We start from the raw sequence: 13,152 nt of genomic DNA, 5'->3' as shown, positions 1-13,152 counted from the left end.
CCTCGATCTCTTCAGCGCTCGTGTGCCCGGGCGTCTGGCGTCGACAGATGACTCTCTGTTCCATTGGCGCGGCATCTGTCGAGGGCGTCAACACGTCTGCTCCACCGGAGGAAAAGTCGAGCGGACCGGTGGCGTTGCTTGCTCCCACCTTCGCCGGCGCCTAGCCTAGAACGCAGACGTAACCACGAAATCGCGGAGGAAACGCCATGATGCCGATGATGAGCATGCCGATGACGGGGTCGATGGGGATGATGCCTCAGATGGCGGGGATGATGCCTCAGATGATGATGCCTCAGATGATGCCTCAGATGATGGGGATGATGCCCCAGATGATGATGCCTCAGATGATGGGGATGATGCCCCAGATGATGGGGATGATGCCCCAGATGATGGGGATGATGCCTCAGATGATGGGGATGATGCCCCAGATGATGATGCCTCAGATGATGGGGATGATGCCCCAGATGATGGGGATGATGCCCCAGATGATGGGTCAGATGCCGATGATGGCGCGGATGACCTGTGAGATGGATAAGGAGGGGATGGTTTGCAAGGTGATGCCCATGGAGGGCATGAACATGGACATGCTGCGCCAGCGCTGTGATGCCATGATGAAGATGATGGGCATGGGCATGCCGATGATGCTGATGTGCGGCAACATGCCGATGATGATGTGCATGGGCACCGGCATGAGCATGGGCTCTGGCGCGAGCGGCACGAGCAACATGGGCGGCTCGAACGTCGCCAGCATGAACCGATGATCGCGCGCCCCTGGCGCAGCGCCTGACGCTCTCCGGCGCCGGGCAAGCACGAACCGATGGACAGGACTCCTGAAGCGCCAGGAGACCCTTCTTCTCCCGGCGCTCCTGGCCCCCTGGCGGCTCGCTCTCGTCAGCCGGTCTTTTCGACGTACGTCATCACCAGGTACATGATGACTTCCTGCTTGGTGGGGTTCCTGTACTGGTGGGGCACGTCGGCCTCGAACAGGATCGCGTCGCCCGTCGCGAGCAGGTGGCGCTCGGCGCCGACGATCATCTCCAGCGTTCCCGCCGTCACCACGAGGTTCTCGAGCGTGCCCGGCGGGTGCGGATCCGCTTGCTCGGTGGCGAGGGGAGCGAGCTTGAGCTCGTAGAACTCGACGGTCCTCGGCACATCGAACGGGAACAGCGCGCGCGAGGTGAACGAGCCGTCGTGCGACGTGAGCACCTTGGCGCGCGCGGCCGGGATGAGCGCCGTGCCGCCGATCGACTGATCGCTGATCAGCGCCGAGAACGGCACGCCCAGCGCCCGGGCGATCTTCCAGAGCACGTTGATCGTCGGCGTGCTCTGGCCGAGCTCGATCTGGCTGAGCATCGCCCGGCTCACGCTCGACGCCTTCGCCAGCCGCTCGAGGGAGAGCCCGCGCTTGGTCCGGAGGCGGCGCAGGTTGGCGCCGACGATGCCGGTGAGCGCCGAGGACGAGTCCTGCGGGGCCATCTCGTAGCCCCAGGCCTCGTCGGACGTCTCGTCCACGTCCCGCTGCGGCGGCTCCTTCGGCGCTCCGTTCCCCCTCGCGCGGCTCGCGTTGGCGCTCGCGAAGTCGGCGGCGTCGTCCGGCCGGCGATGCGAGCGCGGCCCGGCGAGCGGTGAGGTGCTCTCCGCAGGCTCGGCGGGCGCTTCAACCCCGTTCTTGAAGCCCGTCCCGGACGACGAGGCTTCGAACCGCTCGCCGGCGATCAGCCCTAGCGGGGCGCGCGGCGTGTTCTGGCGGACCGATTTCATCGCAGCTGCCAGACCGGCATCCACGTCCACACGGGGAACCACCAGAGGGCGACCGGCATGGTCAACGAGCTACCCGACGCCATCGTGTCGTTCTCGAGCGCGCGTTCGCTCCGAGCCACCCGCCGCTGTTGCCGGTACTCTTCCAAGTCGATCACTTGAGCACTCTGGGGGCGCATCCGACTTACCTCCAACCCGTAGACCTATCATCCGTTATAACGGATTGTTTGTCAAGGGACAGCTCGGTCATGACGCGCCGACGACGGCACGGTGCGTCGCGGTGATGACGCCATCGGGCAATCTCATCGGTAGCCCGCCGTGTCGGCGAAGAAGCCGCGAATTCAGCGATAATTTGCGTTGTTTCTGTAAAATTTCCTGAGACGCCGCCCGGTTCGAGGGTCCAGGCATGACGCGTTGCGCTGTATTTGCAGAGGCGGCAAAATGATGCGCCTCCGAAATAGTGGACGGCGCAACGAGCGCGCCCGCGATCGTCCGTCCTCCCGGGGGGCGGCTGTCGGAGGCGATGCGGGGTGGCCTGGCGTGTCTGTGCCTCTCCGCGGTTGTCCGTTGCTGTATCTCCGCACGGATGCGCCGCTCGGCCCGGTGCGTTCCAGGAACATTCAGGGCGCGCCGTCCTCTGTTCCCCACGTCGCAGCGCGGTTGCGGAGCCGGGGCGCTTCGCGGCTCACGAGCGCACATCGCGACGGCACGAACACACAAGGAGGCAGCCATGGCGGGCGTCGACGTGGGCGGTGGCGAGAGGCGGGCGAGGAACAGCGATATCAACATGATTCCGTTCATCGATCTCCTGATGGTGACCATCGCCTTTCTCCTGATCACCGCCGTGTGGGTCTCGAGCTCGCGTCTCAAGACCAGCGCAGAGGCCCCTGCCGCCGCCGGGTGCGGCGAGGAGTGCCAGAAGGAGCCTCTCAAGACGATGCACGTCCACGTCGGCGAGGACAGGTTCAACCTCGTGTGGAAGCAGGGGGCGACCGTCCTGAGCGAGGTGAGCGTCCCCAAGCATGCTGTCGAGATCGGCGCGGCGGGGGTCAGCGCGATCCGTTATCGAGAGCTCAGCGACGCCATCCAGCGCGAGTGGGAGCGGGGCGGCGAGCACCGCGCCCCGAGCGACCGCCGCGCCGATCAGGCCGTGCTCCACAGCGACGACAAGACGCCGTTCCGCGAGCTCGTCGCCGTGCTCGACGCCATCAACGCCCCGCGCCGCACGGTCCTCCTCGACGACGGCCGCAGCGTCGAGATGCCCGCGTTCCTCGCCACCTTCTCCGCGCGCTGATCTCCACCGTAGGCCCCCGGCGAGGGTGTCCTCGGCGCGGGGCGGGCAAGTGGCGCTACGCCGTGAACTCCGTCGTGAGCGCCACCCAGTTCGAGGGCGGCCGCACCGCGTAGCTCAGCGCCAGCACCTCGATCAGCACCACCCGGTAGATCGCGTGGACGTCGTCGACGTCGACCTCGTGCGCGTTCGCCTCGAGGGCCGCGTCGAGGTGCTCCTGCACGAACGCGAGGACGTCGGGCTGCTCCATCGCGATCACGTCGTCCGAGTCGACCGCCTCCGCGGGGTCGTGGAGGCGGATCTGCTCGTCCAGGTTCAGCGACTCCTCGACGCCGGTGAGCGCCGTCTCGGTGACCTCCTCGAGGTCCTGCCCGAACAGCTCGTCGAAGGCGAGCCAGATCGCCAGCGTCAGGAAGTAGCCGAGGGCGAGCGCCGTCTCGTCGAGCGGGCCGGAGAGCACCGAGGAGATCCGGTCGGCCAGCGCGGGCTGCGTCTGCTCGAAGCGCGTGAACGCGTCGTCGAGCTGCTTGCGCGAGTCGTCGTCATCCTCGGCGAGCTGATCCTCGATCTCGGACAGGACGCGCGCAGGCACCTGAGCGTACGAGGGGACGGGGCGAATGGCTGCGCGGCGTACCCACACGCGGACAACCTAGCACACGATGGCGCGGCTCATGGAGCGAGGAGCCGGATGCTCGACGCCGGAACCCACCCCTCCGCCGCGCCCCAGCGGACCTCCGCCAGCCCGCCCGATCTCCTGCCGACCTCGACCGACGCTCCCTCCGGGATCGGGCTCTGCGCCGCGGCGGCCAGCGCGCGCCCGCCCTCGTCGAGCAGCCGCACCTCGGGCACGACCACGACGCCCGCCCGGGTCGTGAGGCGGAGGTGCCGCGCCGCATAGGTGAGCGGCACCAGCGCGAGCAGCGCGACGAGCGCGGTCGGCGCGAGGACGCTGCCCGCGACGTGCGCGGGGCCGGCCGGGCGGCGCCGCAGGACCACGCCCAGCGAGAGCAGGAGCGACGCGAGGAGCGCTGCCGCCGCCCAGGTGCGCTCCGAGGCGAGGCCGACGACGACCCGGTCGAGCGTGGGGCGCGCGTCGACCGCGTCCGCGGCGCGGCGCGAGCGCCGGCGGGTGATCTCGGCGCGCACGAGGTCGAGCGCGCGATCCGCGTCCGCGTCGCCCGGGCGGAGCCGCAGCGCCTCCTCGAAGGCGGCCGCCGCCCGGCCCAGATCGCCGGGGCGATCGGCGCCCTCGCGGACGCGCGTGACGTAGGCGAGGCCGCGGTTGTAGCTCGCGTCCGGGTGCACGAAGCCGCGGTCGGCGAGCAGCTCGAACGTGTCGATCGCCGCGCCGTACTCCCCGCGGCCGAGCGCCGCCGTGCCCTGCTGGAACAGCGCCTCGGGCGGCTCGGCCGGCTGCGCGCGCGCGGGCAGCGCCGACGCGAGGCACGCGGCGAGGGCGAGCGCGGCCGCGAGGGGGCGCCTCGTTCGGCGGCTCACGTCGGCTTCCATCGGGCGAGCTCGGTGAGGACGGCGCGGCCCTCCTCGACGAGCGCCGCGGCGGCCGCCGCGCCGGCGCTGCCGCCGCGCGCGGCCGGCTCGAACCGGATCGCCTCGCACGCGGCCAGCGCCTCGCAGGCGCGCGCCGAGAGCGCGTCGGGGACGCCGCGCTCGCCGAGCTCGCCCGGCAGCGCCGCCAGCAGGACGCCGCGCGAGCGGAGGCCCGTCGCGGACTCGATCGCCCGGTGCACGGCGCGCTCGATCGCCGCGGCCGTCGCCCCGAGGTCGCCCTGTGCGGCGGCCTCCTCCGCCTCGCGCAGCGCGACCGCCGCGAGCCGGGCGGGCGAGGAGGCGCCCGCCGCGCGGCGCTCGCGCGCCCGGCGCGCAAGGCGAGCTCCCGCGCCGAACAGCGTGACGGCCAGCGGCGGCGCGGCCAGGAGCAGCCAGAACGGCGCCCCGTCGAGGGGCAGCGTCGCGGGCGGGGAGTACGGGCCGAGCGACGCGCGCAGCCCGGGCATCCCGGCGAACGGCTCGGCGCGGCCGGCGGCGCCGTCCGCGGCGCCGGCCGCCCTGGACGACGGCGCGGACGCCGCCGGCGGCGCGACCGGGGTCACCTGGACGACGCCGAGCTCGGCGCTCTCGACCACGTAGCGCTTCTGCGCCGGATTCCAGTAGGGGAGCTCGATCTTCCCGAGATCCACGGCGCCGCTCTCCTGGATGCGGACGACGTAGCCGAACGACCGGAAGCCGCCGATCGCGCCGCCGCGCGGCTCGATCGACTCGCGCTTCTCCGGATCGAGCCACTCGAGGCCGGTCCGCTCCGGCACCCGGAGCGACTGCGGGAAGTTGCCGGTGCCCGCGACCTGCACGGTGACGGCCACCGAGCCGCCCTGCTCGATCTGGCGCGGCTGCACCGTCGCCTTGAGCGTGAACTGGCCGACGTCGCCGAGGACGTAGCCGGACGGGCGGCCGGCGAGCGGCGGCTCCGTGACGCGGACGACCACGTCGTTCGACTCGCGCAGCACGCGCGCGCCGATCCGCCGCCCCGTGATGCGCGCCTGCATGCTGCCGGTGTGCAGCTCGCCCGCCTTCAGCGGGAACAGCGCGAGCTTGTCGACGAGGCGGGCCGCGTAGCGGTACCCGCCGACCCGCGTGTACACCGGCCGCTCGTGGCGCGGGTCCTCGAGGAGCGGGTGGCGGAGGAAGTCCGCGGCGGGCGCGGCGCGGGGCTCGCTCATCTCCGCGTTCTCGCGGAAGTAGAGGTAGAACGAGACGGTGACCTGCTCGCCGACCACGGCGGTCGTCTTGTCGGGGATGGCGCGGAGGAACACGATCGGGTCGGGCTCGCTCGGCATCGCGAGCTCCGGCGCCTGGTCCTCGGGCTCGTCCTCGACCGCGTCGTCGTCGTCCAGGAGGCTGCCCGGGCCGCCGAACGGCCAGGGAAAGCCCGGCATCGGGCCGCCGGGCAACAGGAACGGGTTGTTCGGCCGGCGCGGCCGCCCGCTCGCGGGCACGACCTTGATCAGGATCGGCGCCGCCGTCAGGCGCTTGCCGTTCCACGCGATCGTCGGCCCCGGGATCGTGTAGCGGCCGGGCTTGTCCGCGACGATCTGCCACGTCGCGCTGATCCCGAGCTGCGTGGTCATGACGCCGCCGCTCAGCTGCGTCTTCATCTGCGTCCCGATGCTCGGGCCGGAGACGATGGAGAGGTCGGGCGGGACGCGCAGCTCGGGGTCGGACGGCATGCCGCCGCCGCGCTCGATGAGCGCCTTGACCTCGACCGTGAACGGCTCGCCGACCTCGACCTCGGTGGAGCTCGCGCGCGACGAGAGCTCCGGCTGCTGGGCGCGCGCGCGGAGCGGGGCGAGCAGCGCGAGCAGCGCGAAGAGCAGCGCCGTCGCGAGCGGCGCGAGGCGCGGGGCGGCGATCGCGAGCGGGGCAGGGAAGCGCGCGGCGATCGCGAGCGGGGCAGGGGAGCGCGGCGGGCGCGTCACTTGTCCTCCATCGCGCGGCCGCGGCGCATCCCGGCCTTGCTCTTCGCTTCCTGCTCCTGGTACGTCGGCGCCTCCTCGAGCTGGTCGAGGATGCGATCGTCCTGCCGCCCGGTGGGCGGCTGCTCCTGGGGCTGCTCGCGCGGCGGCTCGGGCTGATCCTGCGGGCCCGCGTCGGGCGGCTGATCCTGCGGGCCGGCGTCCGGGCTCTGGTCCTGGTCGCCGCCGTCGTCGCCCGCGTCCTGGTCGCCGCCGTCGTCGCCCGCGTCCTGGTCGCCGCCGTCGTCGCCCGCGTCCTGGTCGCCGCCGTCGTCGCCTGCGTCGGGCTCGGCGTCCGGCGGCGCGTCGGGCTCGGCGTCCGGCTCGGCGTCCGGCGGCGCGGCGTCCTGCTGCTCCTGGATCCGTCGCAGGGCGATGGCCCGGTTCCAGGCCGCGTCCCGGCCGACGCCGTCGCCCCCCGCCTCCTCGAAGATGCCGGGGATGATGGCGAGCGCCTGGTCGTAATACGTCACGGCGTCCTCGTACTTGCGCCGCAAGAACTCGAGGTTGCCCGCGAGGTAGCGGGCGCGCGCCCGCAGGTCGGCCGGCACGCTCGGGTCGGCGCCGATCGCCTTCACCAGGATCAGCGCGCAGTCGATCTCGATCCCGCGCAGCGCGTCGTTCTGCTCCTGCTCCGGCCCGCCGTCCGCGAGCTCCTCGTCGCCGAACCGGTGGCCGTAGCGCTCGGCCAGGTGGAACAGCGTCAGCCCGAGATCGAACGAGCCGTTCGGCTTCTGGCGCACGGCGTCGGGCAGCCCGATGCCGGCGTCGGTGCACGGGCCCGTCCCCAGGTAGCTCGCGAGCGCCTGCTCGGCCGACTCGAAGTTGCCCGCGTCGAGCTCGCGGATCGCCTGATCGACCGCGGGCGCGTTCCGCTCGAACGGGGACGTCGGATCCCACCCGCTGCAGCCCGTCGCCGCCGAGAACGCGGCGCCGGTGAGGCACGCGGCGGCGAGCCCGATCGCGATGAAGCGCCCGTGGCGCGCGAAGTACCCGGAGAGCGCCGCCCGCCGGCGATCCCGGCGCGGCGCATCGGCCCGCTTGCGATCACGACGCGGCATGCTGCCCTCCCGCGCTGCCCTCCGCCGCCGTCCCCGCCGCGGCGCCGCGCGGGCGCGCCTTCAGCAGCGCGGCGCGCTTCGGCGCGACCTCGGGCCGCGTCGCGACGAAGCGCCGGCGCGGCGCGTCCTTGAGGAACACCTCGGCGATGAGGAGCAGGATCGCGAGGCCGAGGGGGTAGAAGTAGACGTCCGCATAGACCGTCTCGACCCGCTCCGAGAACTCGCTCTTCATCTGCCGCCTGAGCTCCGCGGCGATCGTCTCGATGCCCGTGGTCCCCTTCTCCGCGCGGATGATCTGCCCTCCCGGCGTGGCCTGCGCGATCGACGCGAGCTGCTGCTCGCCCGACAGCGACAGCTCGGTCGTGAGCGGCTTGCCCTGGCGATCGGTCCGCCACCCGACGATGCGGCCGTCCGGGCCGATCTCCGGGAGCGGCTCCGGCGTGCGCCCGCCGATCTGCACGACGTGGATCGTCGTGCCCTGGGCGCCGATCGCCTGGGCGACGCTCAGCGGGTAGCCCTCGAGGTCCTCGCCGTCGGTGACGAGCAGGATGATCCGCTTGTGCTCGGCGGACTTCGGATCCCGCTTCAGGAGGTCGTTCGCCTGGTCGAGCGCGCGCGCGATCGCGGTGCCGCCGATCGGCATGTCGTTCGGGTCGAGCTGGCGGAAAAATTGAGCGATCGCGGCGCCGTCGGCCGTGAGCGGGAAGCCCATCGGCTCGCCGGCGAACGCGACCGCGCCGAAGCGCGCGCCCTCGAGATCCTTGATGAGGCGGGCGACCTCGACCTTCGCCCGGAAGATGCGCGACGGCTCGACGTCGCGCGCGTACATGCTCTTCGAGTAGTCGAGCACGACCACCACGTCGACGTTCGTCGCCGGCACGAGCCGCGTGCCCTTGCCGTACTGAGGCCGCGCCGCGGCCACGAACGCGAGCGCCGTCGCGAGCACGAGGAGGACGCCCTTCCAGGCGCGGCGCTTCGACGGATCGGCGGTGGTGAGCGCCTTCACGCGATCCTCGTCGCCGAAGCGCTTGATCGCGCGCGCCACGCCGAAGCCGCCGAGGATGAGCAGGAGGCCGATCAGCGCGGCGAACGCCGTCCCGAGCAGGAACCACGGGGCCGCAAAGTTCACGGGAACCTCCGGAGCAGCCAGGCGCGCAGGAGCGCGTCGAGCCCGATCAGGAGCACGCCGGGCAGGAGCAGGAACGGGAAGAGATCCTCGTACGCGGCGCTCGACGCCTCGAAGCGGGTCTTCTCCAGCCGGTCGAGCACGTCGTGCATGCTGTCCGCCAGCGCCTTCGCGTCGGTCGCCACGTACGACTCGCCGCCGGTCTTCTGCGCGATCTCGTGGAGCAGCGCGGGGTTCACCGGGAAGCGGTGGCGCACGTAGCGCGGCTGCCCGAAGAGATCGACGCCGTCCTCGACCTCGACCTCGTCGTCGGTGCCGATCTGGATCGTGTAGACCTTCACGCCGAGCGACGTCGCGAGGTGGGTCGCGTACTCGGGCGAGATCGCCCCGGCGTTCGAGTCGCCATCGGTCAGGAGGATGACGACCTTCGACTGCGCGTCGCTCCTGCGCAGGCGGGCGACCGCGGTGCCCAGCGCGTCGCCGATCGCCGTCGCGCTGCCGTCGATCACGTTGAGCGTCATCTGCGACACCATCTGCGTCAGGAGGTGGTAGTCGAGCGTCGGCGGCGACAGCACGTACGCGGCCTTGCCGAAGACGACGACGCCGAGGCGATCGGTCTTCCTGCGGCCGATGAAGTCCTGGAGGACGAGCTTGGCCGTGTCGAGCCGGGTCAGCCGCTTGCCGCGCGGCAGCCTCGGCTGGCCGGGCAGATCGCTCGCCTTCGCGTCGAGGATCGCGCGCATCGAGCCCGACAGGTCGAGCGCGACGACGATGTCGATGCCCTTGTCGTCCGTGCGCTGCTCGCGGAGCACGCTGACCGGCCGACCCATCGACAGGACGAGGAGCGCGAGCGCCACGGCGCGGAGCACGCCCGGCAGGTCGCGCAGGTGGCTGCGCAGGCCGCGCGGCCCGCTCGCGAGCGGCGCGACCGTGCCGAGCCGGAGCCGCGGCCGGCGCGCGTCCTCCGCGAAGATGCCCCAGTACCAGACGACCGGCACCGCGAGGAGCGCGAGCAAGAACCACGGCGCCTGCCAGCTCGCGCCCGCCCACGCGTCGCGGCGGGCGAGGTAGGGGTAGACGCACGCGAGCGCGGCGACGACAAGCGTCGCCCCGATCGCGAGCGCCGCGCGCTTCGCGCGGCTCACGGCGCCTCCCCGGGCGCGCCGGACGCGCGAGCGGGCGGCGGCTCCTTGCCGGCGGGCGGGGCTCCGGCCCCGGCGCCCCCTTCGGGCCGCACCGCCGGCGGGGTCGTGCGGTGCACGATGACCTCGCCGCGCTCGATCGCCTCGAGGCAGTCGGCCTCGCTCGGCTGGAGGCGCGCGAACTTCACGAGGTCGCAGTCGGCGAGGAAGCGCGCGATCTGCGGCAGCACCGGCACGGGCGGGCGCACCCGCGCGAGCAGCGCGCGCATCTCGTCGCTGGTCGTCTCGAGGCCGTCGAAGCCGTAGCGCGCGCCGAGGTACTTGCGCACGCAGTCGCTCACGCGGTCGAAGTACTCGTCGGTCCGGCCCTCGCTGAGCAGGCTCGAGCGCCGGAGCGCCTCGAGCTCCTCGAGCGCGGCGACCCACGGCAGCTTGGGCGGCGGGGCGGCCACCACGCGGGGCCGGCGCATCCACCGCCGGACCAGCCAGGCCACGACGAGCCCGAGCGCCGCGCCGATGAGGATGCCCGCCGCGAGCTGCTTCGCGAGCACCCACTCCTCCCGCTGCGGCCGCGGCGGCGGGTTCGGCTTGACCTTGGGATCCCGCTCGTTGGCGATCGGGTCCTCGACCACGATCTCGTGCGGCCGGGTGCAGACGGTGACGAGCTCCCCGCTCGCGCGGGAGACGGCGATGGGCACCGGCGGCAGCTGCAGCACGCTCCTGCCGGGGTCCTTGGGCAGCGGGACGAACGGGATGACCAGCTTCGTCGTCGCGCCGGCCTCGGTCGCCGTGGTCTCGCTGGTCGGCCCCGCGCCCGCGTCGGCCTCGGGCAGGATGAACCCCGCCTTCTCCAGCGCGCGCGCGGCGTCGCTGTCGCCCTGGACCTTGAAGCCCTCCGGCAGCACCGTCTCGCCCTTGCCGTGCGCGACCGTGATCTCGAGGTGCGCCGCGTACCCGCTGAACCCGTTCCTGGGGAACGTCTCCTGGAGCGTCGGCCGCGTCGCGCCGGGCGGCACGTGCTCCGCGCACGAGGCCCACACGCTCCCGCCGCGCTCCGTCGCCGCGGGCGGCGGCGCGGGCAGCGGCGGCGGCGCGGGCGGCGCGTCGTCGTCCCGAGCGGCGGGCCCGCCGGCGGCGCCCGCGTCCGGCTGCGCGAGCGCCGGCGCCGCGCACGCGAGCGCCGCCGCGAGCGCGGACCACGCGACGAGGCGCGCGGCGCCCGCGTCGAGGGCCGAGGGGCGGCGCGGCCTCATCGCCTGAGCCTCCGCGCCCGCTTGGCGAACAGGTCGCGCAGCGGCGTCACGAAGCTCTCGCCCGTCTTCACGACCACGGCGTCGAGCGCGAGCTTCTTGAAGAGCTTGTCCCGGTCGCTCCGGAGCTTGCGCATGGCGGCGCGGTAGTGGTCGCGCACCGCCCGGTCGCCGGTGTCCACCACGACCTCCTCGCCGGTCTCCAGGTCCTCGAACGTCGCGAGCCCCACGTCGGGCAGCTCCTCGTCGCGCGGATCGACCAGCATCACCGGGATCACGTCGTGCTTCGCGCTCGCGAGCGAGAGCGAGCGCTCGAAGCCGGTGGCGAAGAAATCGCTGATCACGAAGCAGACGCTCCGCCGCTTCGCCACCTTCACCAGGGTCTCGAGCGCGAGCTTCAGGTTGGTCCCCGTGTACTTCGGCTCGTGCCCGAGGATCTCGCGGATGACGCGCATCACGTGCTTGTCCCCCTTCTTGGGCGGAACGAGCTTCTCGATGGCCTCGGTCGCGAGCACGAGGCCCACGCGATCGTTGTTCTTGATGGCGCTGAACGAGCAGAGCGCCGCGATCTCGGCGGCGACGCGGGCCTTCGACGCGCGCCGCGTGCCGAACTGCTCGCTCTGCGAGGCGTCGACGACCAGCATGACGGTCATCTCGCGCTCCTCGACGAACACCTTCACGAACGGCTCGCTCATGCGGGCCGAGACGTTCCAGTCGATCCAGCGCACGTCGTCGCCGGGCAGGTAGGCGCGGACCTCGCGGAACGAGAGGCCCTGCCCCTTGAAGACGGACGAGTACGTGCCGGAGAGCTGCTCGTTGGCGAGCCGTTGCGTCCGGATCTCGATGCGCCGGAGCTGCTTGAGGAGCTCCGGCGGCAGCGGGTTCTTCGAGCCGGAGGCCTTGATCACGGCACCTCGACCACCTCGAACACGCGCCGGACGATCTGCTCGGACGTCACCTCCTCGGCCTCCGCCTCGTAGGTCAGGACGACGCGGTGCCGGAGCACGTCCGGGCCGATCGCCTTCACGTCCTCCGGCGTCACGTAGCCGCGGTGGCGCAGGAACGCGTGCGCGCGCGCCGCGAGCGCCAGCGCGATCGAGGCGCGCGGGCTCGCCCCGTACTCGATGAGGCTGCTCAGCTCCCGCATCCCCTTCTGCCCGGGCTCGCGGGTCGCGAAGACCACATCGACGATGTAGTCCTTCACGCGATCATCCATGTACACGTCGCGCACGACCTTGCGCGCGGAGACCAGCTCGTCGGGCGTCGTCACCTTCGCGGCCTTGCCCTCGATGACCGCGGTCGTGCGGTCGATGATCTGCCGCTCCTCGGCGCGCGCGGGGTAGCCGACCTTGACCATGAGCATGAACCGGTCGACCTGCGCCTCCGGGAGCCGGTAGGTCCCCTCCTGCTCGATCGGGTTCTGCGTCGCCATGACCACGAACGGGCTCGGCAGCGGGTAGGTCGTGTCCCCGATGGTGACCTGCCGCTCCTGCATCGCCTCGAGGAGCGCGCTCTGCACCTTGGCCGGGGCGCGGTTGATCTCGTCGGCGAGCACGAGGTTCGCGAAGATCGGGCCGAGCTTCGAGGTGAAGTCGCCCTTCTGGTGGTTGTAGATGACGGTGCCGATGAGGTCGGCGGGCAGCAGATCCGGCGTGAACTGGATCCGGGAGAATTTCGCGTCGATCGCGTCGCAGAGCGTGCGCACGGTGAGCGTCTTGGCGAGGCCCGGGACGCCCTCGAGGAGCACGTGCCCTCCGGTGAGCAGGCCGATGACGATGCGCTCGATCATGTACGTCTGGCCGACGATGACCTTGCCAACCTCGCTCAGCAGGGTGTCGATGAAGGCGCTCTCTTTGGCGACCAGCTCGTTCAGGGCGCGTACGTCGTGCATAACGGGTGGGAGCTCATAGCAAGCCCGGCCGCCCGAGGACAACCGGGGCCGCCCGAATATTCCTCGGCGGGCGCCGGGCATCGCGGCGCGGCGCGCGGCGCGCGGC

The 13,152-nt window shown here is 72.2% G+C and carries 12 protein-coding genes; 2 read left to right on the top strand and 10 right to left on the bottom strand.

The window, feature by feature from the left end; all coding sequences use genetic code 11:
• The first annotated feature begins 206 nt into the window (after positions 1 to 206).
• Complete coding sequence (locus NQZ70_RS39275) at positions 207 to 761, top strand: hypothetical protein (RefSeq protein WP_237244449.1); 555 nt, start codon at positions 207 to 209, stop codon at positions 759 to 761.
• A 130-nt stretch (positions 762 to 891) separates the two neighbouring features.
• On the opposite strand, the gene NQZ70_RS39270 is transcribed toward NQZ70_RS39275, so the two are convergent.
• Positions 892 to 1,761: a helix-turn-helix domain-containing protein gene (locus NQZ70_RS39270; RefSeq protein WP_129578802.1), complete on the bottom strand. Its 870-nt coding sequence runs from the start codon at positions 1,759 to 1,761 to the stop codon at positions 892 to 894.
• 727 nt (positions 1,762 to 2,488) lie between these two features.
• Between NQZ70_RS39270 and NQZ70_RS39265 the strand changes: the two genes are divergently transcribed.
• Positions 2,489 to 3,052: a biopolymer transporter ExbD gene (locus NQZ70_RS39265; protein ID WP_129578801.1), complete on the top strand. Its 564-nt coding sequence runs from the start codon at positions 2,489 to 2,491 to the stop codon at positions 3,050 to 3,052.
• A gap of 55 nt (positions 3,053 to 3,107) precedes the next feature.
• On the opposite strand, the gene NQZ70_RS39260 is transcribed toward NQZ70_RS39265, so the two are convergent.
• Genes NQZ70_RS39260 through NQZ70_RS39220 form a run of 9 tightly spaced genes read right to left on the bottom strand, consistent with a single transcriptional unit; the run spans position 3,108 to position 13,046 of the window.
• Positions 3,108 to 3,689 (bottom strand): hypothetical protein, encoded by a 582-nt coding sequence (locus NQZ70_RS39260; RefSeq protein WP_044986562.1) that lies wholly within the window; start codon positions 3,687 to 3,689, stop codon positions 3,108 to 3,110.
• Positions 3,690 to 3,718: 29 nt separating this feature from the next.
• Positions 3,719 to 4,546 (bottom strand): hypothetical protein, encoded by an 828-nt coding sequence (locus NQZ70_RS39255; RefSeq protein WP_237244448.1) that lies wholly within the window; start codon positions 4,544 to 4,546, stop codon positions 3,719 to 3,721.
• A complete protein-coding gene (locus tag NQZ70_RS39250) occupies positions 4,543 to 6,540 on the bottom strand; it encodes a BatD family protein (RefSeq protein WP_129578799.1) in 1,998 nt (665 codons plus the stop codon). Before NQZ70_RS39250 ends, NQZ70_RS39255 begins: the two co-directional genes overlap by 4 nt.
• A complete protein-coding gene (locus tag NQZ70_RS39245) occupies positions 6,537 to 7,637 on the bottom strand; it encodes a tetratricopeptide repeat protein (RefSeq protein WP_129578798.1) in 1,101 nt (366 codons plus the stop codon). The genes NQZ70_RS39250 and NQZ70_RS39245 overlap by 4 nt, the downstream gene beginning before the upstream one ends.
• Complete coding sequence (locus NQZ70_RS39240) at positions 7,624 to 8,766, bottom strand: VWA domain-containing protein (protein ID WP_129578797.1); 1,143 nt, start codon at positions 8,764 to 8,766, stop codon at positions 7,624 to 7,626. The genes NQZ70_RS39245 and NQZ70_RS39240 overlap by 14 nt, the downstream gene beginning before the upstream one ends.
• Positions 8,763 to 9,908 carry a VWA domain-containing protein gene (locus tag NQZ70_RS39235; RefSeq protein ID WP_129578796.1) on the bottom strand — a complete coding sequence of 382 codons (1,146 nt, stop codon included), beginning with the start codon at positions 9,906 to 9,908 and terminating at the stop codon, positions 8,763 to 8,765. Before NQZ70_RS39235 ends, NQZ70_RS39240 begins: the two co-directional genes overlap by 4 nt.
• Positions 9,905 to 11,158: a hypothetical protein gene (locus NQZ70_RS39230; protein ID WP_129578795.1), complete on the bottom strand. Its 1,254-nt coding sequence runs from the start codon at positions 11,156 to 11,158 to the stop codon at positions 9,905 to 9,907. The genes NQZ70_RS39235 and NQZ70_RS39230 overlap by 4 nt, the downstream gene beginning before the upstream one ends.
• Positions 11,155 to 12,063 (bottom strand): DUF58 domain-containing protein, encoded by a 909-nt coding sequence (locus NQZ70_RS39225; protein ID WP_129578794.1) that lies wholly within the window; start codon positions 12,061 to 12,063, stop codon positions 11,155 to 11,157. Before NQZ70_RS39225 ends, NQZ70_RS39230 begins: the two co-directional genes overlap by 4 nt.
• The gene (locus NQZ70_RS39220) at positions 12,060 to 13,046 is read right to left on the bottom strand and encodes a MoxR family ATPase (protein ID WP_129578793.1); all 987 of its coding nucleotides are present in this window, start codon (positions 13,044 to 13,046) and stop codon (positions 12,060 to 12,062) included. Before NQZ70_RS39220 ends, NQZ70_RS39225 begins: the two co-directional genes overlap by 4 nt.
• Positions 13,047 to 13,152 lie beyond the last annotated feature (106 nt).

The organism is Sorangium sp. So ce836, assembly GCF_028553905.1.
In the GTDB taxonomy this organism is placed as follows: Bacteria; Myxococcota_A; Polyangia; order Polyangiales; family Polyangiaceae; genus Sorangium; species Sorangium cellulosum_D.
The sequence above is the reverse complement of the archived record's forward strand: the minus strand, read 5'-3'. Positions and strand labels throughout refer to the sequence as shown.

Excerpts from the sequence above, each read along its gene's own strand:
- NQZ70_RS39275 (WP_237244449.1), top strand. The coding sequence starts at position 207 with ATGATGCCGATGATGAGCATGCCGATGACGGGGTCGATGGGGATGATG.
- NQZ70_RS39270 (WP_129578802.1), bottom strand. The coding sequence starts at position 1,761 with ATGAAATCGGTCCGCCAGAACACGCCGCGCGCCCCGCTAGGGCTGATC.
- NQZ70_RS39265 (WP_129578801.1), top strand. The coding sequence starts at position 2,489 with ATGGCGGGCGTCGACGTGGGCGGTGGCGAGAGGCGGGCGAGGAACAGC.
- NQZ70_RS39245 (WP_129578798.1), bottom strand. The coding sequence starts at position 7,637 with ATGCCGCGTCGTGATCGCAAGCGGGCCGATGCGCCGCGCCGGGATCGC.
- NQZ70_RS39230 (WP_129578795.1), bottom strand. The coding sequence starts at position 11,158 with ATGAGGCCGCGCCGCCCCTCGGCCCTCGACGCGGGCGCCGCGCGCCTC.
- NQZ70_RS39220 (WP_129578793.1), bottom strand. The coding sequence starts at position 13,046 with ATGCACGACGTACGCGCCCTGAACGAGCTGGTCGCCAAAGAGAGCGCC.